26 protein-coding genes and 1 riboswitch are annotated in these 21,402 nt (G+C 73.3%); of the genes, 13 read left to right on the top strand and 13 right to left on the bottom strand.

Annotation, left to right across the window (positions count from 1 at the left end; genetic code table 11):
• The 4 genes from PP1_RS24835 to PP1_RS24820 all read right to left on the bottom strand — a co-directional run bounded on the left by PP1_RS24835 (position 1) and on the right by PP1_RS24820 (position 2,626).
• Positions 1-423 (bottom strand): diol dehydratase small subunit, encoded by a 423-nt coding sequence (locus PP1_RS24835; protein ID WP_010239681.1) that lies wholly within the window; start codon positions 421-423, stop codon positions 1-3.
• Complete coding sequence (locus tag PP1_RS24830; RefSeq protein WP_033200358.1) at positions 420-1,331, bottom strand: MIP/aquaporin family protein; 912 nt, start codon at positions 1,329-1,331, stop codon at positions 420-422. The genes PP1_RS24835 and PP1_RS24830 overlap by 4 nt, the downstream gene beginning before the upstream one ends.
• A gap of 10 nt (positions 1,332-1,341) precedes the next feature.
• A complete protein-coding gene (locus PP1_RS24825) occupies positions 1,342-1,746 on the bottom strand; it encodes a GlcG/HbpS family heme-binding protein (RefSeq protein WP_029239851.1) in 405 nt (134 codons plus the stop codon).
• 169 nt (positions 1,747-1,915) lie between these two features.
• Positions 1,916-2,626, bottom strand: a complete 711-nt coding sequence (locus PP1_RS24820) for a GntR family transcriptional regulator (protein ID WP_227013342.1) — start codon at positions 2,624-2,626, stop codon at positions 1,916-1,918.
• Between the two features lie 88 nt (positions 2,627-2,714).
• On the opposite strand from PP1_RS24820, the gene PP1_RS24815 reads away from it, so the two are divergent.
• Positions 2,715-4,178, top strand: a complete 1,464-nt coding sequence (locus PP1_RS24815; RefSeq protein WP_010239670.1) for a LuxR C-terminal-related transcriptional regulator — start codon at positions 2,715-2,717, stop codon at positions 4,176-4,178.
• On the opposite strand, the gene crcB is transcribed toward PP1_RS24815, so the two are convergent.
• From crcB to PP1_RS24790, 5 genes are all read right to left on the bottom strand, one after another.
• Positions 4,175-4,549, bottom strand: a complete 375-nt coding sequence (gene crcB / locus PP1_RS24810; RefSeq protein ID WP_010239667.1) for a fluoride efflux transporter CrcB — start codon at positions 4,547-4,549, stop codon at positions 4,175-4,177. The two genes, PP1_RS24815 and crcB, sit on opposite strands and share 4 nt — an antisense overlap.
• The gene (locus tag PP1_RS24805) at positions 4,546-4,974 is read right to left on the bottom strand and encodes a FluC/FEX family fluoride channel (RefSeq protein WP_249266033.1); all 429 of its coding nucleotides are present in this window, start codon (positions 4,972-4,974) and stop codon (positions 4,546-4,548) included. The genes crcB and PP1_RS24805 overlap by 4 nt, the downstream gene beginning before the upstream one ends.
• A gap of 27 nt (positions 4,975-5,001) precedes the next feature.
• Positions 5,002-5,065: riboswitch (Fluoride riboswitch) on the bottom strand.
• A gap of 32 nt (positions 5,066-5,097) precedes the next feature.
• Positions 5,098-5,565, bottom strand: coding sequence for a GNAT family N-acetyltransferase (locus PP1_RS24800; protein WP_010239660.1), 468 nt, complete (start codon positions 5,563-5,565; stop codon positions 5,098-5,100).
• 45 nt (positions 5,566-5,610) lie between these two features.
• A complete protein-coding gene (locus PP1_RS24795; protein ID WP_033200357.1) occupies positions 5,611-5,820 on the bottom strand; it encodes a dodecin in 210 nt (69 codons plus the stop codon).
• 60 nt (positions 5,821-5,880) lie between these two features.
• Positions 5,881-7,065 carry a DUF418 domain-containing protein gene (locus tag PP1_RS24790; protein ID WP_170918912.1) on the bottom strand — a complete coding sequence of 395 codons (1,185 nt, stop codon included), beginning with the start codon at positions 7,063-7,065 and terminating at the stop codon, positions 5,881-5,883.
• A 182-nt stretch (positions 7,066-7,247) separates the two neighbouring features.
• On the opposite strand from PP1_RS24790, the gene PP1_RS24785 reads away from it, so the two are divergent.
• Complete coding sequence (locus PP1_RS24785; protein ID WP_010227618.1) at positions 7,248-8,057, top strand: glycosyltransferase family 2 protein; 810 nt, start codon at positions 7,248-7,250, stop codon at positions 8,055-8,057.
• An 11-nt stretch (positions 8,058-8,068) separates the two neighbouring features.
• On the opposite strand, the gene PP1_RS24780 is transcribed toward PP1_RS24785, so the two are convergent.
• From PP1_RS24780 to PP1_RS24770, 3 genes are read right to left on the bottom strand one after another with little or no spacing between them, the layout of a single operon-like run.
• A complete protein-coding gene (locus tag PP1_RS24780; RefSeq protein ID WP_010227617.1) occupies positions 8,069-8,488 on the bottom strand; it encodes an arsenate reductase ArsC in 420 nt (139 codons plus the stop codon).
• Positions 8,485-9,510 carry an ACR3 family arsenite efflux transporter gene (gene arsB / locus PP1_RS24775; RefSeq protein ID WP_050802309.1) on the bottom strand — a complete coding sequence of 342 codons (1,026 nt, stop codon included), beginning with the start codon at positions 9,508-9,510 and terminating at the stop codon, positions 8,485-8,487. The genes PP1_RS24780 and arsB overlap by 4 nt, the downstream gene beginning before the upstream one ends.
• A gap of 59 nt (positions 9,511-9,569) precedes the next feature.
• Positions 9,570-9,944: an ArsR/SmtB family transcription factor gene (locus PP1_RS24770; protein WP_029239387.1), complete on the bottom strand. Its 375-nt coding sequence runs from the start codon at positions 9,942-9,944 to the stop codon at positions 9,570-9,572.
• 72 nt (positions 9,945-10,016) lie between these two features.
• Between PP1_RS24770 and PP1_RS24765 the strand changes: the two genes are divergently transcribed.
• Complete coding sequence (locus PP1_RS24765; RefSeq protein WP_010227614.1) at positions 10,017-10,523, top strand: ArsI/CadI family heavy metal resistance metalloenzyme; 507 nt, start codon at positions 10,017-10,019, stop codon at positions 10,521-10,523.
• A 10-nt stretch (positions 10,524-10,533) separates the two neighbouring features.
• Here the strand turns inward: PP1_RS24765 and PP1_RS24760 are convergent, their stop codons facing one another.
• Positions 10,534-11,457, bottom strand: coding sequence for a LysR family transcriptional regulator (locus PP1_RS24760; RefSeq protein WP_010227613.1), 924 nt, complete (start codon positions 11,455-11,457; stop codon positions 10,534-10,536).
• A 133-nt stretch (positions 11,458-11,590) separates the two neighbouring features.
• Between PP1_RS24760 and PP1_RS24755 the strand changes: the two genes are divergently transcribed.
• From PP1_RS24755 to PP1_RS24710, 10 genes are all read left to right on the top strand, one after another.
• The gene (locus tag PP1_RS24755) at positions 11,591-12,475 is read left to right on the top strand and encodes an amidohydrolase family protein (RefSeq protein WP_010227612.1); all 885 of its coding nucleotides are present in this window, start codon (positions 11,591-11,593) and stop codon (positions 12,473-12,475) included.
• Positions 12,472-13,362 carry an HpcH/HpaI aldolase/citrate lyase family protein gene (locus PP1_RS24750; RefSeq protein ID WP_010227611.1) on the top strand — a complete coding sequence of 297 codons (891 nt, stop codon included), beginning with the start codon at positions 12,472-12,474 and terminating at the stop codon, positions 13,360-13,362. The genes PP1_RS24755 and PP1_RS24750 overlap by 4 nt, the downstream gene beginning before the upstream one ends.
• Positions 13,362-14,534 carry a CaiB/BaiF CoA transferase family protein gene (locus tag PP1_RS24745; RefSeq protein WP_010227610.1) on the top strand — a complete coding sequence of 391 codons (1,173 nt, stop codon included), beginning with the start codon at positions 13,362-13,364 and terminating at the stop codon, positions 14,532-14,534. The genes PP1_RS24750 and PP1_RS24745 overlap by 1 nt, the downstream gene beginning before the upstream one ends.
• Positions 14,531-15,091 carry a nitroreductase gene (locus PP1_RS24740; protein ID WP_010227609.1) on the top strand — a complete coding sequence of 187 codons (561 nt, stop codon included), beginning with the start codon at positions 14,531-14,533 and terminating at the stop codon, positions 15,089-15,091. Before PP1_RS24745 ends, PP1_RS24740 begins: the two co-directional genes overlap by 4 nt.
• Positions 15,073-15,213 carry a hypothetical protein gene (locus PP1_RS24735; RefSeq protein WP_010227607.1) on the top strand — a complete coding sequence of 47 codons (141 nt, stop codon included), beginning with the start codon at positions 15,073-15,075 and terminating at the stop codon, positions 15,211-15,213. Before PP1_RS24740 ends, PP1_RS24735 begins: the two co-directional genes overlap by 19 nt.
• A gap of 27 nt (positions 15,214-15,240) precedes the next feature.
• A complete protein-coding gene (locus PP1_RS24730) occupies positions 15,241-16,380 on the top strand; it encodes an LLM class flavin-dependent oxidoreductase (protein ID WP_010227603.1) in 1,140 nt (379 codons plus the stop codon).
• Between the two features lie 27 nt (positions 16,381-16,407).
• On the top strand, positions 16,408-17,754 hold the full coding sequence (locus tag PP1_RS24725; protein WP_010227601.1) for an MFS transporter: 1,347 nt from the start codon (positions 16,408-16,410) through the stop codon (positions 17,752-17,754).
• Entirely contained in the window at positions 17,751-18,809 is a 1,059-nt protein-coding gene (locus PP1_RS24720) for an amidohydrolase family protein (RefSeq protein WP_010227599.1), read from the top strand. The genes PP1_RS24725 and PP1_RS24720 overlap by 4 nt, the downstream gene beginning before the upstream one ends.
• Entirely contained in the window at positions 18,806-19,567 is a 762-nt protein-coding gene (locus PP1_RS24715; protein ID WP_010227597.1) for an HpcH/HpaI aldolase family protein, read from the top strand. Before PP1_RS24720 ends, PP1_RS24715 begins: the two co-directional genes overlap by 4 nt.
• 169 nt (positions 19,568-19,736) lie before the next feature.
• The gene (locus PP1_RS24710; RefSeq protein WP_010227595.1) at positions 19,737-21,227 is read left to right on the top strand and encodes an aldehyde dehydrogenase; all 1,491 of its coding nucleotides are present in this window, start codon (positions 19,737-19,739) and stop codon (positions 21,225-21,227) included.
• Positions 21,228-21,402: the final 175 nt, after the last annotated feature.

The raw sequence follows: 21,402 nt of genomic DNA, 5'->3' as shown, positions 1-21,402 counted from the left end.
TCAGTCCTCCTCGGCGAGCAGGTTGCGGGCGGCGTAGACCTGCGCGGCCTCGCGGACGAGCGCGGCGCACAGGGGGGCGGAGTAGGTGGCCTCCAGCCGGGCGGCGATCGACTCGAGCCGGTCCGCGCTCGACGCGTTGGGGCGCAGCGCGTTGTACATGGCGAGGACCTCGTCGTCGGGGATGGCGGTCATCTCCGCGGCACGGCGGCAGTTCTCGCCCAGCTGACGGCGACCCATCGACTCGGCGATGCTGCCCTGCATGACCAGCGTCGCGGGCGTCACGCGCAGGTCCTCGGCGGTGACGTCACCGGCGACGACGGCGGCCATCGTGATGTCGGACAGCGCCTTGCCGGTGGGCGTGCGGAGCAGCTCGGGCCGGTTGACCGAGAGCGGGTAGTCGGCGGGGGTCAGGTCGACGGTCATCGGGACGCCTCCTTCGGGGGCGGGGACGGCTGGGACGGCAGGTCGCCGGGGACGACCTCGACCGCGGTGATCGGGTGGCGCGGGTCGGCGACGGCCCCGGCCTCGGCGGACTCCGGGGTCGGTGCGGGCGCCGGTGCGGCGAGGGCCGCGGGCACCTCGAGACGCTCGATGAGCAGGACGTACAGGCCACCGCCGATCAGCGCACCGATCACCGGCGCGACGATCGGCAGCCACCAGTACGGCGTGCCGTCGGCGGTGCCCCAGGCGCCGTCGTAGCCGGTGAGCCACTGTGCGAGCCGGGGCCCGAAGTCACGGGCCGGGTTGATCGCGTAGCCGGCGTTGGTGCCCCACGCGAAGCCGATCCCGAGCAGCAGGAACCCGACCATCAGCGGGAGCAGCTGGCCCGCGGCGCCCTGCAGCGTCGCGAGCAGTGCGAACAGGACGAACACCAGCAGCGCGGTGCCGACGATCTGGTCGAAGAACGCCGTCCCGATCCCGTGGTTGGGCAGCGTCGAGAAGATCGTCTGGGACGCCGTGGTCAGGCCGGGGTCGACCGACGCGATCCCCGAGGCGTACACCCCGCGGGTCACCAGCGCGGCGAGGAACGCCCCGAGGGTCTGCGCGGCGATGTAGGGCAGGACGCTGCGCCACGGCAGTCCGCGGTAGACCGCCATCGCGAGGGTGACGGCCGGGTTGAGGTGGCCGGCGCCGAGGCGCCCGGCCACGTAGATGCCCATGATCAGGCCGGCGACCCAGCCCCAGGTCAGGGTGGCCCAGTCACCGGCGTCGCCGCCGGAGACCACCATCTGCGCCACCGCGGCGGTGCCGAAGACGACGAGGACGAACGTGCCGGCGAGCTCGCCGACGCACTCACGGACGAGCGGCGACGGTGCCACGGATCGCGTCATCGCGGGCCCCTCATTCCTTGATCGCCGCGACGGCGGCCTCGGCGACGAGGGTGTCCTGCTCGACGGAGCCCGCGCTGACGCCGACGGCGCCGACCAGCTCGCCGTCGCGGTGGACGGGGATCCCGCCGCCGAAGACGACGAGCCCGCCGGCGGTCTGCTCCAGGCCGTACAGCTCGGCGCCGGGCTGGACCAGCGGGGTCAGCGCGCCCGTCGGGGCCTCCATGAGGACCGACGTCACCGCCTTGCGCTGGGAGATGTCGATGCTGGCGCGGATCGCGCCGTCCTGGCGGGCGAAGGCCAGCAGGTGCCCGCCGGCGTCGACGACGGCGACGTTCATCGGTTGGCCGATGCGGTCGGCCTCGGCCAGCCCGGCGTCGAGCATCCGGCGTGCCTCGGCAAGGGTCAGTCCCGGCATGCGGTCCTCCGCGGATCCGGTGGGCGCCCCGCTCCCGGTCGCCGTGCGACGGTCCGGCGGGGCGGCCGGGCACCGCCCGGCGACGACGGACACTAGGAGCGCCCCGACCGGCCGACCACGGGGAGAGTCCCCACCCCCGGCCCTGGGGGATCTCCCCCACGACGAGGGGTCAGCCGCCGATCGGATGACCCCCTGCGGGGCGGGTACCGGCCCGCTGGCCCCCCAGCACGGAGACGCGGGTGGCGTCGAGGTGGTCCCGCAGCCGCTCGCGGGTCCCGGCGCGGTCCCCGCGGCCCAGCGCGTCGACGATCGCCTCGTGCTGGGTGAGGATCTCGTGCGGCCGGGAGGGCCCCCGTTCCAGCGAGCCGAGGTTCATCCGCAGCTGACGGTCGCGCAGCGAGGCGTAGAGCTCCAGCAGGATCGCGTTGCGCGCGCTCTCGACGACGGTGATGTGGAAGCGGCGGTCGGCCTCGGCGAACGCCCGCTGGTCGCCCGAGGCCAGCGCGGCGCGCTGGACGTCCAGCACGTCACGCAGGGCGCGGGCCACGACGGCGCGCTCGGCCTCGGACACCGCGCAGAGCTTCTCCAGCGCGTGCCCCTCGACCAGCTCGCGGGCCTCCAGCACGTCCTCGACCTCGTGCGGCGACACCGCGACCACGAGCGCCCCGCGCTTGGGGAACAGCCGCAGCAGCCCCTCGGCCTCGAGGCGCAGGAACGCCTCCCGCACCGGGGTGCGGCTCATGGCGAGCGTCTCGGCGACCTGGCCCTCGGTGATGAGGTCCCCGCCGGGGAACGAGCCGTCGAGGATGCGTGACTTCGTGTCGCGGTAGGCGCGCTCCTTGGCCGATGTCCCCGCCGGCACACCACCGTTTCCCGCCACGTCACCGCCCTTGCCCTCGACTCGGCGCGACCCTACTCTCACTCCATCAATGCATCTTGTATGCATCATGCGTCGAGGAGGACGGCTGGTGGTCGCAGCGGCACCGTCGGGCGCACTCGCGGCCCGTCCCGGCCCCCCGGGGTCCGTGCACCCCGGCGACGGCGACCCCCTGCTGCACCGCATCGCCGACCACCTGCGCACGCTCACCGGCGGTGCCGGGTGGGTCGTGCGCGTCGACGAGGCCCGCGGATCGTGGGCGGGGGCGGTGGACGACGGCGGCGTGCCCGGCGACGTCGTCGCCCGGCTGCTCGCGACCCGCGCGCCGGTGCACGACGAGTCCCCCGGGCGCCGCCCGGTCCTCGCCGTGCCGGTCCGGCGCGGCCCCCGCATCGTCGGCGCCTGTGTCGTCACCGGCGGGATCGCCGGCTTCTCCTCCGCCGACGTCCACCTCGCGGAACTGTTCGCCGACTACGCCGCGCTCGCGCTCGCCGACAGCGGTGCGCTCGCCGGGCGCACCCTCGAACAGGCCGTGCGCCAGGAGCTCGCCTGGGTGGAGGCGCAGGGGACCCCCCGCGCGGACCTCGTGACCGTCGGCTCCGGGACGATCCCCGCCGAGACCGCCGACGAGGTGTTCCGGACGGTGCAGGAGGCGCTGCTCAACGTCGCGGTGCACGCCGGCGCGGCCTGCGTGCGAGTCGGGGTGGTGCACGGCCCCGGCACGCTCACCGTCCTGGTCGAGGACGACGGCCGCGGGTTCGACGCCTCGGCGGGCACCCGGCTGCACGTCGCGGCCGCGGGCGCGCGCCTCGGCCTGCGTTCCATGGCGGCCAGGGCCCGCCGCCTCGACGGCGAGCTCGAGATCGACAGCAGCCCCGGGTCCGGGACCCGGCTGCGCCTGACCGTGCCCTGCACGACGGTGGCCCCGGCCGCACCGGGCCGGGTCCGGACCGGGGTGCTCGTCGCCGCGGCCCGCCCGGTGGTGCGCGCCGGGATCGTCCGCCTGCTGCAGCTCGGCGAACCCGGGCTCGGCATGGTCTCGGAGGTCCCCGACGCCGCCGACGCCGACCGGATCGCCGGCGCCTGCCGGCTCCTCGGCCCGGACGTGCTCGTCGTGGACCACGAACTGCTCGGCGACGACCTCGGCGTGCTCGACCGCCTCGCGGCCCTCCCCGACCCGCCGGCCGTCGTCCTGCTCGCCGAGGACTGCCCCGACCAGCGGCTGCGCGCCGCCGTCGCCGCCGGGGTGAAGGGCTGCGTCGACCCGGACGCCGACGGGGCACGCCTGGCCGCCGTCGTCGGTGCCGCCGGACGCGGCGAGACCCTCCTCGCCGACGAGCAGCTCGGGCGGCTCGCCGCGCCGCGGCGCACCGTGGGTCTCCCGGGGATCACGCCGCGGGAGGAGGAGGTCCGGGCGCTCGTCGCCGACGGCCTCACCGACCGCCAGATCGCCCGCACGCTGGCCATCTCGGCGAAGACGGTCGAGAAGCACGTCGGCTCGCTGCTGCGCAAGACCAGGACGAGCAACCGGACGATGCTGGCCCGGCTGGCCTAGACCGCGAGTCCGGCCAGCGCCCATCCCGCGGCCGCCGACCCGACCCCCACGATCATGCTGACCAGCAGGTACGCCGTCGCCGTCAGCCGCTCGCGGACGTCGAGGAGTGCGACCACCTCGTAGCTGAAGGTGCTGTAGGTCGTCAGTGCGCCGCAGAAGCCGGTCGCGGCCAGCAGCTGGGCCCACGGCGGGAGCGCCGCCGACGCACCGGCGAGCCCGCCGAGCACGAACGACCCGATGACGTTCGCGGCGAACGTCCCCCACGGGAACGCGGTCCGGACCACCCGGCGGCCCAGCCGGTCGAGCAGGTACCGCAGCGGTGCCCCGACCGCCGCCCCGAGCGCCACCAGAAGCGCCGACGACGCGGTCACCGGCCGGTCCCCCGGCGCGCGGCCCGGCGGGTGAGCGCGACACCCGCACCGCACGCCGCGACGGCGAGCAGCGGCGTCGCCACCAGGTAGCCGACGGCGGCGGCGGTGCGGCCCGCGGCGGCGAGGTGCAGCAGGTCGACCGACCACGTCGAGAACGTCGTGTACCCGCCCAGCACGCCGGTCGCGAGCAGCGGGCGGAGCAGCGGGTGCGGGGTGGTCAGCTCGACCAGGACGGTGAGCAGGACCCCGATCAGCAGGCAGCCCGACAGGTTGATCACGAACGTCGTCCACGGCCAGCCGCCCGGCCCGTCGGGGAACAGCACGCCCAGGACCCAGCGGGCCTCCGCGCCGGCGACGCCGCCGGCCGCCACCGCCCCCAGCACCGCGGGCGTCCGCGGGTTCCTCCGTGACCGATGCTCGTCCACGCACACCACTCCCACACGGCCGTCTCCGGTCGGGTAGGAGCCATCAGCCCGGGCGGGCGGTTGTCGGCGGAGCCCCATCGCCGTCGAGGGGCACCGTACCCCGGTCCGGCCGGGAGCGGCGGCTCAGCACCGGTAGTACCGGAGCGTCACCGGGCCGCCGCCGGGCGCCGTCCAGCCGGCGGTCCCGGTCCCGACGTGCGTCCACCCGGTCCGCTCGTAGAGCTCGATCGCGGCGTCACCGCCGGGCTCGGCGACCTCGAGCCCGAGCGTCAGCCCGTGCCGCCGGGCGTGCTCCCGCACATGGTCGAGCAGCAGCCGCGCGATCCCCCGGCGCCGTCCCCGGGGGGCTACGAACAGCCGGCCGACCGTCCCGACGTGCGCTGCGCCGGCGTCCGCGGTGAGCAGCACGTGCCCGGCCACGACGTCGTCGACCGTCGCCACCCAGGCACCCAGGAGTCCGTCCGGTGCGAGCCACCCTGCGGGGTCGCCGGGCCAGACCATCGGGTACCGGTCGGTCCCGTGCACCGCGGCCAGCGCGGCGACGCACCCGGGCAGGTCGTCCGGGCTGCGCCGCCGGATCCGTGGGTCCACGGTCGGCCATCATCGTCCCGGTCCGCGGACGGACCGGTCGGGGCCTCAGTCGGTCTCGACCTTGAACCCGACCTTCATGGCGACCTGGAAGTGCTGGACGGCGCCGTCGTCGAGGTGCAGCCGGATGTCGCTGACCTGTGCCCAGTCCAGGTTGCGGAGGGTCTTGGAGGCGTCGGCGATACCGGAGCGGATGGCGGCGTCCACTCCGTCCGACGAGGTCCCGACGATCTCGGTCACGCGATACGTGTCAGCCATGCCCGATGGTTCCCGTTCCGCGGCGCGGCAAACCGCGCCGCGCCGCGCGCCGTGGGCCGCCTACGCCGGTGCGGTCTCGCGACGTCGCGCCGGGGTCCGGTAGGTGAGGTGGCGCAGGAGCGCCTCGGCCGGCCCGCGCCGGCCCGTGCGGCGCAGCAGGTCCGCGATGACGACGGTGGCCGCCCACGTGGCGACCGCGACCCCCGCGGCCGCGGCGGCACCCAGCCCGCCGCCCAGGTCCAGCAGGGACGGTTCGGTGAGGACCAGCCACACGGGCGACTGGGCGATGTAGAAGGTCATCGACCGCCGGCCGCACGCCACCAGCGCGGTCGTCACCCGGCCGCGCGTGCCCCCGATGCGGTCGGCGACGAGCGCGATGGCCGCCATGAAGGCGAGCCCCCCGGCGATGCCGGTCCCGGCGAACACCGCCACCGCGACGGCAGCGGCACCGGGCGTGCCCGGCGTCCACACCCCGACGGCCTGCAGCGCGACCGGCTGCGCCCCCAGGACGGCGACCGGGAACCCGAGCAGGACGACGCGCCACAGCAGCGACCGGTAGCGGTCGGGCTGCTCCAGCAGGCGCATCCGGCCGGCCCAGACACCGACCAGCACCGCCGGCAGCACGGTGAGCGCGGAGAGAGGCAGCAGCGGGAGCGCCACCGCGCGCTGGAGCGCACTGTCCACGAGCGTCGGCCCGACGGCGAGCGGCGTGTCGGACGCGGCCGCCGTCTGGAGGAGGGTCGAGGCGGCCACCCCGATCAGGAGGGTCACCGCGGTGACGATCCCCAGCCGGCGCCCGGACCACGAGACCACCCCCGCGAACACCACGGCGACCACACCGTAGGCACCGATGACGTCCCCGCCGTAGAGCAGGACGACGTGGGCAGCACCGAACACGACCAGCCACGCCCCGCGGCGCCGGATCAGCCGCCGCGCCTGCGCCGGGTCCCCGCCCGGGCCCGAGAGGCGCCGGGTCATCTGCACGAGGCCGTATCCGAAGAGGAGCCCGAACAGCGGGGCGGACCGCGCGTCCACGAAGGACGTCAGCAGCCACTGGACGGCGACGTCGAGCGGGCCGCCACCGGCCGGGGTGGTCATCGAGTTGCCTCCCCCGTGCAGCATCCGGGAGTGGGCGAGCGCGATGAGCAGCAGCATCACCCCCCGCGCCAGGTCGGGGGCCAGCAGGCGTTCCGACTCCGGGGTGGGTGTGGACGGACCGGGCACGGGCGGACGGGATCTGGGCACGGGCCCGACGCTAGGAACGCCGTCCGGTGTCGCGCATCGGTCGAGAGGCTGGGACCACCCGACCGAAGTCGGAGACGTGACGCACGTCATGCCGCGGCCCCTTGAGGGTGCCGCAGCGGCACGGCCTTACCTGGAGCCACTCCACCCGGACGCTGAGACCCGGCCCCACAGAGGAGAGACCCATGCCGCACCACCACCCCGTATCGCCGATCCACCCGGCGGGCACCGGTCCCGTACGCAGCTCGTGCCCGACGGTGTCGGTCGTCGTGCCGACCCGCAACGAGGCGCGCAACCTGGAGATCGTGCTGCCGGAGCTGTCGGCCCAGCCGCTGGTCTCGCAGGTCGTCGTGGTCGACGGGCACTCGGTGGACGGTACGACGGACGTGGCGCGCCGGGTGCTGCCCGCCGCGACCGTGGTCACGCAGACCCGGCGCGGCAAGGGCAACGCGATGGCCTGCGGCTTCGCCGCGGCCACGGGCGACATCGTCGTCATGTTCGACGCGGACGGGTCGGCGGACCCCGCCGAGATCCCCGCCTTCGTCGAGGCCCTCGTCGACGGCGCCGACGTGGCGAAGGGGAGCCGGTTCCGCTCCGGCGGCGGGAGCGACGACATCACCCCGCTGCGCAGGTGCGGCAACGCCGGCCTCAACGCGGTCGCCAACCTGCTGTTCCGGACGTCCTACACGGACCTCTGCTACGGCTACAACGCGTTCTGGGCGGACGTCCTGCCGGTCCTGGAGCTGCCGGCCGTCGAGACGCCGGACGCGGGCGGCCCGCTGGCCTGGGGCGACGGGTTCGAGATCGAGACGATCCTCAACTGCCGGATCGCCGCCGCCGGGCTGAGGATCGCCGAGGTCGCGTCGGTCGAGCGTGCCCGCGTCCACGGCGAGACGAACCTGCGGACCTTCGCCGACGGCACCCGGGTGCTGCGGACGCTGGTGGCCGAGTACCGGCGGTCCCAGCGGCCGCGCGTTCCCGTCGCCGTCCACTGAGGTCCCGGGCGTCAGCCGCCGGGAGCCGCGCCGGGGACGAGCTCGGCGAGCAGGTCCCGGACCCGGCGGTCGATCTCGTCACGGATGGGCCGGACCTCGTCGGGGGTGCGTCCTGCGGGGTCGTCGAGCTGCCAGTCCAGGTAGCGCCTGCCGGGGAGGACCGGGCAGGCGTCGCCGCAGCCCATCGTGATCACGACGTCGGACGCCCGGACGGCGTCGGTGGTCAGCGGCTTCGGGTGTGCACGGTCGAGGTCGATCCCGATCTCCGCCATCACCTCGCGCACGGCCGGGTCGATCGTGGCGGCGGGTGCCGATCCGGCGGAGCGGACGGTCACGGTGCCCCGCGAGTGACGGGCGAGCAACGCGGCGGCCATCTGGGACCGGCCGGCGTTGTGCACGCAGACGAACAGGACCTCCGGTACAGCGGTCATGCGGGACCCTTCCAGCGTCGGCGTGCGGCGAGCGAGACGGAGACCAGTGCGACCAGGACCGGGACCTCGATCAGCGGTCCGACGACCCCGGCCAGTGCCTGGCCGGAGGTGACACCGAACGTGGCGACGGCGACGGCGATGGCCAGCTCGAAGTTGTTGCCGGCCGCGGTGAAGGCGAGTGTCGTGGTCCGGGCGTAGCCGAGCCCGATCGCCTTCCCGAGCGCGAAGGAACCGGCCCACATGAGCGCGAAGTAGGCCAGCAACGGCACCGCGATCCGGGCCACGTCGAGCGGCCGTGAGGTGATCGCCTGCCCCTGGAGCGCGAAGAGGACCACGATGGTGAACAGCAGCCCGTACAGCGCGAGCGGGCCGACGCGGGGCAGGAACCGTGACTCGTACCAGTCGCGCCCGCGGGTGCTCTCGCCCACGCGCCGGGACAGGTAGCCGGCCACCAGCGGCACGCCGAGGAACACCAGCACCGACCCGGCGATCTGCCACGGCGAGACGTCCAGGTCGGTGACGGGGAGCCCCAGCCATCCGGGCAGCAGGTCGAGGTAGAACCAGCCCAGCGCGGCGAACGCGATCACCTGGAACACCGAGTTGAGCGCCACCAACACGGCCGCGGCCTCCCGGTCCCCGCAGGCCAGGTCGTTCCAGATGACGACCATGGCGATGCAGCGGGCCAGCCCGACGACGATCAGGCCGGTCCGGTACTCGGGCAGGTCCGGCAGCAGCAGCCACGCGAGCGCGAACATCAGCGCCGGACCGGCCACCCAGTTCAGCACCAGCGACGCGACGATCAGCCGCCGGTCCCCCACGACCGAGTCCATGCGGTCGTAGCGGACCTTCGCCAGCACCGGGTACATCATCACGAGCAGCCCGAGCGCGATCGGCAGGGAGACCCCCGAGACCGTCACCGCGTCCAGCGCGGGCCCCAGCCCGGGGACCAGGCGCCCGGCCAGCAGGCCGACGGCCATCGCCACCAGGATCCAGACCGGGAGCATCCGGTCCAGGGTGGACATACGGGCGGCCACCGGCGCCGTCCCGGGACCGGTCGAGGTGCCGGCGCCGGGCCCGGTGCTCACGGCGCCACCGCCGCGTCCTCCGCGGAACGGGTGGGGAGCAGGACGGCGGACAGCCGGCCGAGCACGTCCGGGTGGACGCGATAGTAGACCCAGGTCCCCCGCCGCTCCCCCGAGATCAGGCCCGCCTCGCGGAGGACCTTCAGGTGGTGGGAGATGGTGGCCCCGGTCAGGTCGAACACGTCCGTCAGGTCGCACACGCACGCCTCACCGCCGGCGTGCGAGGCGATCAGCGAGAGCAGGCGGAGCCGCACCGGGTCGCCCATCGCCTTGAACACCCGGGCCAGCTCGGCCGACCGGTCGGCGGACAGCGGCTCGGCCACCAGCGGCGAGCAGCACCCGACCACGTCGCTCGTCCGCACGTGTTTCGACATCCATCTACCTTGACAGATGTCGAAACAGCGGCGCAAGCTCTGTATCGACAGTCATCGAATCAAGGAGTCGTCATGTCACGGGTCCAGCTCGCACTACGCGTCGCCGACCTCGAGGGCTCGATCGCCTTCTACCGGTCCCTGTTCGGGGTCGAGCCCGCCAAGCGGCGCCCCGGCTACGCGAACTTCGCCGTCACCGACCCCCCGCTGAAGCTCGTCCTGATCGAGGGCGACGCCGGCGAGCCCACCGTCATGGACCACCTCGGCGTCGAGGTCGGGACCACCGAGGAGGTCGACCGGGCCACCGGACGCCTGTCGGCACTCGGCCTGTTCACCCGGACCGAGGAGGACACCACCTGCTGCTATGCCCTGCAGGACAAGGTGTGGGTACACGCGCCGGGCGCCGAACCGTGGGAGGTCTACACCGTCAAGGCCGACGCCCCCGAGGCCACCTCCGTGCACCCGGCCGGCACACCGGGAGGGGCGGCGGGACGCTGCGAGTGCGGACGGACCGCCGGCGGGGCGGGATCCGCCGGCACCTGTTGCACCACAGCGGCACACCAGGGGGACCCGGCCGGCTGACCCTCCGCCGTCACCGGAAGGGCAGAGCCGACTCGAGGTGCTCGCGGAGCGCCACGACCGCACTCCTCCGTGCGGAGTACCGGGACTGGAAGAGGCTGTAGTAGCGGCGGAGATCGACCCCGACGACCGACACGAGACGGTCGGCCGCGATGCCGTGCCGGAGGGCCGCACGCCGGGTCATCAACGCGGTCCGTGAGGCCTCCGAGTCGATGAGGCCGAGCAGCGTCGTCAGACTCCCGATCCAGCGGACGCCCGGCCCCGGGCCGCCGGTCGCGGCGCGGGCGCCGGCGGACAGCTGATCGAAGACCGCCTGGTAGGGGCGGATCACCAGCAGCTCCAGGCCGGCGACGGCCGCGACGCCGGCCCGGTCCGCCCCGTGCAGCTCATGGGCGACGGGGACCACGAGCACCACCTCGTCGCTCCCCAGCTCGATCGCTCCCGGCCGTCCGGCGGCCCGTGCCGTCAGGAGCGCCAGGTCGGCCTCACCGTCGTCGACCGCGGCGAGCACGTCGTCGTACTCGAGGTCCGAGACGACGACCTCGACGGCCGGGTACCGCGCGTGGAAGGTCTGCAGCGCAGGGTGCAGGAACGAGGTCGCCAGGTGGGGGGTCGAGGCCAGCATCACCGAGCCCGCCGGCTCCTCGCCGTCCTGGACGAACCCGCCGAGGAAGCGGTCCAGCTGGTCGAGCAGGGGATCCACCCCGGCGAGCAACCGCTCCCCCGCGGCGGTCAGCTCGACGCGGCGGGTGTTCCGCGTGAGCAGCTGGGTCCGCACGGCCGCCTCGAGGCGCTGGATGCGGCTCGTCGTGGCCGGCTGGGTGAGATGCAGCCGCTTGGCGGCGGCGGTGAAGCTGCCGAGCTCGGCCACGGCGACGAAGGCCTCGATCTCCGCGAGCTTGAAGTGCTCGAGCGCCTGCCTGCGATGTCCGTCCACGCCCCCACCCATCAATAAATTTCATTTATGAGCGTATCACACCATTCGATTGGACTCCTTCCGTTCGTCGCGATTACCGTTCTCCCCGTACGTCGCGACAGACAATCATCACCTCATCGGGGAGGAATCGTCCGTGCGAATCATCGATGCCCACCACCACCTGTGGGACCTGGGCACGCTGCACTATCCGTGGCTGACGGACGACATCCAGCCGAAGTCGTACGGCGACTACTCCGCGATCCGCCGCAACTATCTCGTCGAGGACTTCCTCGCCGACGTCGACAGCGCCGGCGTCACGAAGTCCGTGCACCTCGCGGCGGGCACCGAACCGTTCGCGGAGACCGCCTGGCTGGAGGAGACCGCGAACGACACCGCCCGGTCGCGCGGCTTCCCGCACGCGATCGTCGCGGGTGCCGACCTCACGGTGGACGACGTCGAGGAGGGGATCGAGCGCCAGGCGGCACTCAGCGGCCGGATGCGTGGGGTCCGCCAGATCCTGAGCAAGGCCGTCACGGCGGGACATGCCGACCCCTCCCAGGACCCGGCGTGGCACACCGGCGTCGGCCTGCTGGCGAAGCACGACTTCTCGCTCGACCTGCAGGTCCACCCGACACAGCTGGACATCGCCGTGTCCGTCGCCCGCGACCATCCCGAGCTGCTGGTGGTCATGGACCACTGTGCGCTGGTCGACCAGCGGGACGCGGAGACCTTCCCGATGTGGCGGCGCGGCGTCGCCGAGCTCGCCGGGCTGCCGAACGTGCGCATGAAGATCTCCGCATTCATGCTGTACGACCTCGATTTCACCGCGGAGTCGATCCGTCCGGTCGTGCACGAACTCCTCGATCTGTTCGGAACGGATCGCGCATTCTTCGCCAGCAATTTCCCAGTGGATCGGCTCGCCTGTTCCTACGCCGATCTGTGGTCGCGCTACACGGCCTCGATCGCGGATCTCACCGACGACGAGCGCGACCAGGTCCTCTACCGCACGGCCGCCGCGACGTACCGGATCCCGGAATGACGTGGCGCGACGTCGTATCCCTGTTCGTGCCCGCGCACGTCGCGCGGCTGCGGGAGAAGGCCGAGGCGCTCGGCGTCCCGCTCGTCCTCGATCTCGAGGACGCGGTACCTGCCGCGGAGAAGGAGACCGCCCGGCACGCCGCCGCCGAACTCGTCGGGCGGCTGCCGGGGCGCTGCACCTTACGGATCAACCCCGTCGCCGTCTCGCGGGCCTTCGGTGTCGCCGCCGCCGCGGACGACCTCGCCGCCGTGGTGCGGCCCGGTCTCGCGGGCGTCGTCGCCCCGAAGATCGACGACGTGGAGACGCTGCACCGCGTCGACGACCACCTCACGGGCGCGGAACGGCGGGCCGGTGTCGCGGAGGGGTCCGTCCCGCTCGGTGCCGTGATCGAGACCGCGAAGGGAGTCGTGGATCTCCCGCTCGTCGCACGCGCCGGGGCCGCACTCGCCCGGCCCTTCGGGCTCTCCTTCGGGGCCGGCGACCTGACCACGGACCTCGGCATCGACTGGGGGCCCGACGAGTCGGTGTTCGACACGCCGCGTGCGTTGCTCCCCATCGCGTCCCGGGCCGCGGGGCTCGGCAGGCCGCGCGACACCGTCTTCGCCGACGTCGCCGACGTCGCGGGCCTGCGGGCCAGCGCGGCGCGGGGCAAGGCCCTCGGCTACGGGGGCAAGGCCGCGATCCACCCGGCCCAGATCGACGTGATCCGCGAGGTCTACCGCCCGACCGCCCGCCAGCTGGGCTGGGCACGGGACGTGGTGGACGCGGCAGCCCGGCACGCCTCCGACGGGGCCGGTGCCTTCCTGCTCGACGGACGCATGATCGACGACCCGGTCGTGGCGCGTGCCCGCGAACTACTCGCCTCGACGACGGAAGGACACGAGTGATGAGCTCAGCCCTCGACGGCATGGTCGTCCTGGACCTGACGAGCTACCTGGCCGGCCCCTACGGCTGCGCGCTCCTCGGCGACCAGGGCGCCGACGTGATCAAGGTGGAGTCGCCGGACGGCGACATGATGCGTCGTTACCCCTCCACGCTGAAGGGGGAGAACCGCGCCGTGCTGGGCGCGAACCGGAACAAGCGGTCGATCCGGCTCGACCTCAAGTCCGAGCAGGGCCGGGAGGCGTTCCTGCGCATGGTCGCCGCCGCGGACGTCGTCGTGCACAACTTCCGGCCGGGCGTCGCGGAGTCGCTGGGCATCGGCTACGAGGCGCTCCGTGCCGTCCGCGAGGACCTCGTCTACTGCTCGCTGACCGGCTACGGGAACGGCGACGGGCCGATGCGCCGCCACCCGGGATACGACCAGATGCTCCAGTGCTTCACCGGCATGGCCATGGCCCAGGGACTGTCGGTCGGGTCCCCCCAGATCCTGCGCGGGTCCATCGTGGACTTCTACGCCTCGGCGCTGCTCGCACAGGGGGTGATCGCGGCGCTGCTGCACCGGTACCGGACCGGGGCGGGCCAGCACGTCGAGATCTCGCTGCTCCGGTCCGCGATCGCGCTGCAGGTCGGGCGGTTCGTCTGGGCGGACTCGGAACCGCGGGACGTGCAGCGGGAGCCGGACTCGAGCCAGGCCAGCGGCGCCGTCGAGACCAAGGAGGGCTACCTGTACTTCCAGGCCGGGACGGCGAAGTTCTGGACGGCGTTCTGCGAGGCCATCGGGTTGCCGGAGCTCGCGGACGATCCCCGCTACGACACCCTGGTGAAGCGCGCGCAGCACGGGGCGACCCTCATGCCGCAGATCAAGCAGGCCCTGCTCGCCAGGACGGCTGTCGAGTGGGAGCAGGAGATGGTCGGCCGCGTCCCGGTCGTCGCCCTGCGGGACATCGGGGAGATGTTCGAGCACCCGCAGGTGCTGGCGGAGGGACTGGTCACCGAGCACGACCACCCCGAGGTGGGCCGGTACCGCACCATGACCACGGCCGTGAAGATGGGCGCCGGGGACCCGGTGACCACCCGCGCGCCACTGGCGGGTGAGCACACCGACGAGATCCTCGGCCGTTTCGACTTCAGCGCGGCGGAGGTCGAGCAGCTCCGGCGTGCGAGGGCGGCCTCGTGAGCACGGCCGTGAGCACCGCCGTCGACGAGGCGATCATCGGTCGGCGGGCGGTGCGGGGCTTCCTCCCGGACCCCGTCCCCGAGGAGCTCGTCCGGCAGCTGCTCGCGACCGCCTCCCGGGCACCCAGCGGCAGCAACACCCAGCCCTGGAGGGTCTCCGTCGTCACCGGCGGGACCCTGCGCGAGCTCGGTGCCGACCTGGTCGCCGAGCACGACCGCGGGACGGCACCCCGCCCGGACTACGACTACTACCCGGGGCAGTGGCGCAGCCCCTACCTCGACCGGCGACGGGAGTGCGGGTGGGGCCTCTACAGCGCCGTCGGCGTCGCCCGGGGCGACCGGGACGCGGCGCACCGGCAGCGCGCCCGCAACTACACGTTCTTCGGGGCCCCGGTCGGCGTGTTCGTCACCGTCGAGCGGGACATGGGCCGGGGCAGCCTGCTCGACGCCGGCATGTTCGTCCAGAACCTGATGCTCGCCGCGCGGGGCCACGGGCTCGACTCCTGCCCCAGGTCGCCGTCGCGTCCTGGCCGGACATCGTGCGCCGCCGCCTCCTGATCCCCGAGACCGAGATCGTCGTGTGCGGCGTCGGGATCGGGTGGATCGACCCGGACGAGCCCGCCAACTCGCTGCGCACCTCGCGGGTCCCCGTGGAGACCTTCGCGACCTTCCACCGCTGACCGGACACGAGAAATGGGTGATCGACGATGACAGACCCGACCTCCACGAACCCGATCTTCGGGCCCAACCGGTTGAAGATGGGTGTCTTCGGGCTCAACGGGAAGGGGACGGCCAACACGCTCGTCCCCGAGGTCCACACCCCGTCCTGGGAGAAGAACCTGCGCGCGGCCCAGCTCGCCGACGCCGCCGGCCTGGAGGCGATCGTCGCCTACGCACGCTGGAAGGGACACGAGGTCGGCCACCCCGACCATCCGTCGGGGGTGACCCTGGAACCGTTCACCTGGGCGGCGGGAATCGCCCAGGCGACCCGGCACGCCGCGGTGTTCGCCACCTCGCACGCCCCCACGATCCACCCGATCGCGGCGGCCAAGATGGCGGCGACGGTGGACATCGTCTCCGGGGGCCGGTTCGGGCTGAACGTCGTCGCCGGGTGGAGCCGTCCCGAGCTCGAGATGTTCGGTGCGCCGCTCAAGGAGCACGACGAGCGCTACGCCCACCTCGCCGAGTGGCTCGGCATCATCACGCGGCTGTGGACCGAGGACGTCGAGTTCGACCACGACGGCCCGTTCTTCCAGGTCGCGAAGGCGGCCTCCCGCCCACGACCGGTCCAGCGCCCACGCCCGGCGATCATGAGCGCGGGCAGCTCGTCCGCGGGCCGTGCGTTCGCGCTGGCCAACGCTGACATGTGCTTCATCAGCCTGACCTCGTCCGATCCGGCCACCTGGCGGGCGCAGGTCGAGTCCTACAAGGCCGCCGCCCGCGAGGAGACCGGCCGCGAGACGCAGGTCTGGATCATGTCGACGATCGTCCAGCGGGACACGAACGCCGAGGCCGAGGCCGCGTTGAAGCGGATCGCCGTCGACAACGCCGACGAGGACTCGATCCGCGCCTGGATGAAGGAGCGCGCGATCAACTCCCAGGCCCTGTCCCAGGAGACCCGCGACGTGCTGCACCTGAGGGCCGCCGCCGGAGCGGGTGGCTCGATCTTCTGCGGCGACGCCGACCACGTCGCCGACCAGCTCCAGACGATCTCGGACGCGGGCATCGACGGCATGCTGATCGGCTACGTCGACTTCGAGGACGGCCTCGGCCGGCTGAGCAAGGACCTGCTCCCCGTCCTCGAACAGCGCGGCCTCCGCGAACCCTTCGTGCCCGGCCACGGCTGAGCCCCGACCCCGGAACCAGGTGGAGCAATGACGCTGGACCGCACTTCCGAACAGGCTCCCGGGAACGTCGAGGACGACACGCAGCGCCGTCGCGCGATGTGGTCCGCCCTGCTCGGGACACTGGTGGAGTACTACGACTTCTACCTCTACAGCCTCCTCGCCGCGGTGGCGATCGGGCCGCTGTTCTTCCCCGGGAGCGACCCCGCCGCGGCGTTGCTCGCGTCCTTCGCGACCCTCGCGGTCGGGTTCGTCGCCCGCCCGGTCGGTGCCCTGCTGATGACCGCGGTCGGCGACCGCCTGGGCAGGCGCAACGTCCTGCTCGTCACGGTGCTCGCGATGGGGATCGCGTCCCTGCTCATCGGCCTGCTCCCCACCTACGACACGATCGGCGTCTGGGCTCCGGTCCTGCTCGTCGTCCTCCGCGTCGTGCAGGGGCTCGCCGCGGGCGGGGAGTTCGGCGGCGGGCTGCTGATGTCGATGGAGTACGCCCGCGACGAACGCCGCGGCCTCGCCAGCAGCGCACCGCAGGTGGGGCTCTACGCCGGGATCATCCTGGCGAACGCGAGCCTGCTGCTCGTCTCCCTGCTCCCGCGCGAGATGTTCCTCGGATGGGGCTGGCGCCTCCCCTTCTACTTCTCCCTCGTCCTCGTCGCCGTCACCCTGTGGGTGCGCGCCGGGGTCGACGAGACCCCGGTCTTCGAGCGGGCGAAGCGCCGCGAGGAGCTCGCGCACCGCCCGTTGCGCGATCTCTTCCGCACGCAGTGGCGTGGCCTCGCCGTCGTCGTCCTCGCAGCCTTCGCCGTGACCACCGCGTCGGCGTTCAACAGCTCGTACAAACCGGCCTACGCGATCCAGCTCGGCTTCACCTCCTCCCAGGCGCTCACCATCACGCTCCTGGGCACCTCGACCGGGCTGCTGTTCGTGCCGCTCTTCGCGGGGCTGTCCGACCGGTGGGGGCGCAAGCGCCTCGCCGTCGGCGGGATCGTCCTCATCCCGTTCACGGCCTGGGTGGCCTTCGAGGCGCTCGGGACCGGCTCGTTCGGTCTCGCGATCGTCGCCGCCGTCCTCCCCGCCGTGGCCCACAGCATGGCCTTCGGCCCCGTCGGGGCCTGGATCGCGGAGATGTTCCCGACCCGCTTCCGGTACGGCGGGGCGTCGATCGGCTTCCAGCTCGCCGCGACGCTCGGCGCCGGATTCTTCCCCCTCATCGCCACCGGACTCTCGGCGGCGGCGGGCGGCCCCCCGCACTACGGTCTCGTGCTCACCTACCTCGTCATGGCCTCGGTGATCAGCCTGGTGGGCGTCAACCTCGCCCGGGAGACCGCGCGAGTGACCTTCGACGAGATCGACGCCACCGGAAAGGACACACCGTGAGCTCCCCCCTGATGCGCACCGCCGAGGGCAGGCCGACCGAGTTCGGCCGCATCTACCCACCGGACCGCGGCTGGCTCCGCAAGGCGCCTGCCGAGGACGTGCTGTTCCCCGACCTGCCGATCGTCGACCCCCACCACCACCTCTGGGACCACCCCGGCTACCCGTACCTGCTCGACGAGTTCACCGCGGACGCCACCACCGGCCACGACGTCGTCGCGACCGTGTTCGCCGAGTGCCTGTCGGAGTACCGCACCGAGGGACCGCAGGCGCTGCGCCCCGTCGGCGAGACCGAGTTCGTCGCCGGTGTCGCCGGACGGGCCGCCGGCGGTGCCTCGCCGGTCCGGGTCGGCGCCGGGATCACCGGGTTCGCCGACCTCCGGCTCGGCGCCGCCGTCGAGGACGTGCTGCGCGCCCACCAGGACGCCGGCGACGGCCGCTTCAGGGGGATCCGGTTCGCCACGAGCTGGGACAGCGACCCCGACATCGAGAACAGCCACACCGGCAGCGCCCCGCACCTGCTCGGGGACCCCGACGTCCGCGCGGGCATGGCGGTCCTGAGCGACCTGGGCCTCGTGCTCGACACCTGGGTCTTCTTCCCCCAGCTGGACGACGTCGCCCGGGCCGCCGACGCCCTCCCCGACCTGTCCGTGGTGCTCGACCACTGCGGTGGCCCGCTCGGATACGGCCACTACGCCGGTCACCGGGACGAGGACTTCGCCGCCTGGCGCCGCGGCGTGCGCGCGGTCGCGGAGCGGCCCAACGTGACCTGCAAGATCGGCGGGCTCGTCGCCCGACTCGCCGCCTTCGACTACCGCACCGCCGAGCGGCCGCCGTCCTCGACGGAGCTCGCCACGCTGTGGCGGCCGTGGATCGAGACCTGCATCGAGGCCTTCGGACCGGACCGGTGCATGTTCGAGAGCAACTACCCCGTCGACAAGGTCGGCGTCCCCTACGCCACGCTGTGGAACACCTTCAAGCAGGTGACGGCGGCGATGACGGAGGCGGAGCGGCTCGATCTCTTCTCGGGCACGGCGAGCCGGGTCTACTCGCTGTGACGGGCACCTTCAAGCAGGCCCTCGCCGACGGGCGTCCCCAGCTCGGCCTGTGGCTGGGGCTGCCCTGCACCGAGTCGGCCGAGATCGTCGCCGCCGCCGGCTTCGACTGGCTCGTCCTCGACGGGGAGCACGGCCCCTTCGACCTCGCGGTGATCAAGTCCCAGCTGCTGGCCGTCGCGTCCCACCCCGGCGTCGAACCCGTCGTCCGGGTCCCGACCGGCCTCGGCGGCTACGGGGAGGCGATGCTGAAGCGCTGCCTCGACCTGGGCGCCCGCACGGTCCTGGTCCCGATGATCGAGTCGGCCGCCCAGGCGCGGGAGGTCGTCCGGCACTGCCGTTACCCCGCCGCGGGGGTGCGCGGGGTCGCCGCCGCCCGTGCCGCCGCCTGGGGCCGGGACCGGGGGTACTTCGACCGGGCGAACGAGGAGATCTGCATCCTCGTCCAGGTCGAGACCGTGGACGGCATCGCCGCGCTGGACGAGATCGTCGCGGTCGACGGTGTGGACGGCGTCTTCTTCGGACCGTCCGACCTGTCGGCGTCACTCGGGCTGCTCGGGCAGCCCGAGGACCCCCAGGTACGGACGACCGTGGAGGACGCCGTCGGACGGGTCCGGAAGGCGGGCCGGGCGGCGGGGGTCCTCACCCGCCGGCACGAGTCGGCCGTCCGCTACCTGGAGGCCGGGGCCACGTTCGTCGCGGTCGGCACCGACGCGGCACTGCTCGTCGAAAGCTCGGACCGGTTGCGGGCGATGTTCTGACTCGCGGACCGGATCCCCCCTTTGCTCCGCATACGCGGATCGTAAGATGCTCTCGTTCCGCGGTAGCGGATTCCGGAGAGCGATGTCACTCTCGGACGTACATCAGGGCGGTGCGTCCACGAGGCCGTCCGCCACGGAGTGACGTCGACCGACGGAGGTTCGGCATTCCATGAGCATCACCAGCGACACGCGGGCCCCTCTCACGAGGCTCGACAGGTTCTACATCGGCGGCGAGTGGGTCGCACCGTCCTCGGACGACACCATCTCGGTGATCGAACCCGCCACCGAGCAGGTCTACTACCAGGTCCCCGAGGCGCAGAACGCCGACGTCGACCGCGCGGTGACCGCGGCCCGGGCCGCCTTCGACGAGGGCCCGTGGCCGACGATGACGCACGCCCGGCGCGCGGAGTTCCTCCGCGCGATCGGGGCGGCGGTACGTGAGCGTTCCGACGACGTCACGCAGGTCTGGCCGCGGGAGTCCGGCATCGTGCTCGGCGCCGCGCAGGCGATGATCGGCGGGGTCCCGGACGCCTACGGCTTCTACGCCGACCTCGCCGACACGTTCGCCTTCGAGGAGCCCGCCACGCCGACCGCGGGCGGGACGTACGGGATGATCTCCCGCGAGCCGGTCGGGGTGGTCGGCGCGATCATCCCGTGGAACGCGCCGATGACGCTGATCGCCTACAAGCTGGCACCCGCGCTGCTCGCCGGCTGCACCGTCGTCCTCAAGGCCTCGCCCGAGGCCCCCGGCGCCCCGTACATCATGGCCGAGATCGCCGAGAAGATCGGCCTGCCGCCCGGGGTGCTCAACGTCCTCACCGCGGACCGCGAGGTCTCCGAGAGCCTGGTCCGCGACCCCCGCGTCGACAAGATCGCCTTCACCGGCTCGACGGCGGCCGGCCGGCGCATCGCCTCCATCCTCGGCGAGCGCATCGGCCGCTACACCCTCGAGCTCGGCGGCAAGTCCGCCGCGGTCGTCCTCGACGACATGGACCTGGGCGAGGCAGCCGCCAGCCTGTCCGGCGCGGAGTGCTTCCTCTCCGGCCAGGTGTGCTCCTCCCTGACCCGCATCGTCGTCCCGCGCCGCCGCCACGACGAACTGGCCGACGCCCTCGCAGGGACGTTCTCCCAGGTCAAGCTGGGCGACCCCTTCGACCCGGGCGTCCAGATGGGACCGCTCGCGATGGAACGCCAGCGCGACCGGGTCGAGGGCTACATCGCCCAGGGCGTCGCCGAGGGCGCGCGGCTGGTGACCGGCGGCGGGCGTCCGAAGGACCTCGACCGCGGCTGGTTCATCGAACCGACGGTGTTCTCCGGCGTCGACAACTCCTGGAAGATCGCCCAGGAGGAGATCTTCGGCCCGGTGCTCTCGGTCATCCCGGCCGAGGACGAGGAGGACGCGATCCGGATCGCCAACGACACGATCTACGGGCTCAACGCCGCAGTCTTCACCCACGACGCCGACCGGGCGCGCGAGGTGGCCGGACGGCTGCGGGCCGGGACGGTCGGGCACAACAACTTCCGCACCGACTTCGGCATCGGCTTCGGCGGGTTCAAGCAGTCCGGGACCGGCCGCGAGGGCGGCGTGGACGGTCTGCTCCCGTACCTGGAGAACAAGACCATGATCTTCGAGGAGAAGCCGGGGAACTTCCCGGGCTGATCACGGCACGGGCCGCCCGCGACCACGTCGCGGGCGGCCCGGTCCTACGGGACGAGGACGCCGACCACCGCACCGAGGACGACCGTGTCGAACACGAACGCGAGCACCGCGTGCAGGGTGATCGTGCTGACTCCAGCACCGCCGACAGGTGCACAAGGATGGTGCCTCAGGACGC

It is taken from the genome of Pseudonocardia sp. P1, from assembly GCF_000178675.2.
GTDB lineage: Bacteria > Actinomycetota > Actinomycetes > Mycobacteriales > Pseudonocardiaceae > Pseudonocardia.
This window is presented reverse-complemented; position numbering and strand designations above follow the sequence as displayed.

Bases quoted from the DNA above. Each gene is read 5' to 3' on its own strand.
- PP1_RS24780 (WP_010227617.1), bottom strand. From the start codon at position 8,488: ATGACCGCTGTACCGGAGGTCCTGTTCGTCTGCGTGCACAACGCCGGC.
- PP1_RS24745 (WP_010227610.1), top strand. From the start codon at position 13,362: ATGAGCTCAGCCCTCGACGGCATGGTCGTCCTGGACCTGACGAGCTAC.
- PP1_RS24795 (WP_033200357.1), bottom strand. From the start codon at position 5,820: ATGGCTGACACGTATCGCGTGACCGAGATCGTCGGGACCTCGTCGGAC.
- PP1_RS24835 (WP_010239681.1), bottom strand. From the start codon at position 423: ATGACCGTCGACCTGACCCCCGCCGACTACCCGCTCTCGGTCAACCGG.
- arsB (WP_050802309.1), bottom strand. From the start codon at position 9,510: ATGTCCACCCTGGACCGGATGCTCCCGGTCTGGATCCTGGTGGCGATG.
- PP1_RS24830 (WP_033200358.1), bottom strand. From the start codon at position 1,331: ATGACGCGATCCGTGGCACCGTCGCCGCTCGTCCGTGAGTGCGTCGGC.
- PP1_RS24825 (WP_029239851.1), bottom strand. From the start codon at position 1,746: ATGCCGGGACTGACCCTTGCCGAGGCACGCCGGATGCTCGACGCCGGG.
- PP1_RS24785 (WP_010227618.1), top strand. From the start codon at position 7,248: ATGCCGCACCACCACCCCGTATCGCCGATCCACCCGGCGGGCACCGGT.
- PP1_RS24730 (WP_010227603.1), top strand. From the start codon at position 15,241: ATGACAGACCCGACCTCCACGAACCCGATCTTCGGGCCCAACCGGTTG.
- PP1_RS24750 (WP_010227611.1), top strand. From the start codon at position 12,472: ATGACGTGGCGCGACGTCGTATCCCTGTTCGTGCCCGCGCACGTCGCG.
- PP1_RS24725 (WP_010227601.1), top strand. From the start codon at position 16,408: ATGACGCTGGACCGCACTTCCGAACAGGCTCCCGGGAACGTCGAGGAC.
- PP1_RS24765 (WP_010227614.1), top strand. From the start codon at position 10,017: ATGTCACGGGTCCAGCTCGCACTACGCGTCGCCGACCTCGAGGGCTCG.
- PP1_RS24710 (WP_010227595.1), top strand. From the start codon at position 19,737: ATGAGCATCACCAGCGACACGCGGGCCCCTCTCACGAGGCTCGACAGG.
- PP1_RS24770 (WP_029239387.1), bottom strand. From the start codon at position 9,944: ATGTCGAAACACGTGCGGACGAGCGACGTGGTCGGGTGCTGCTCGCCG.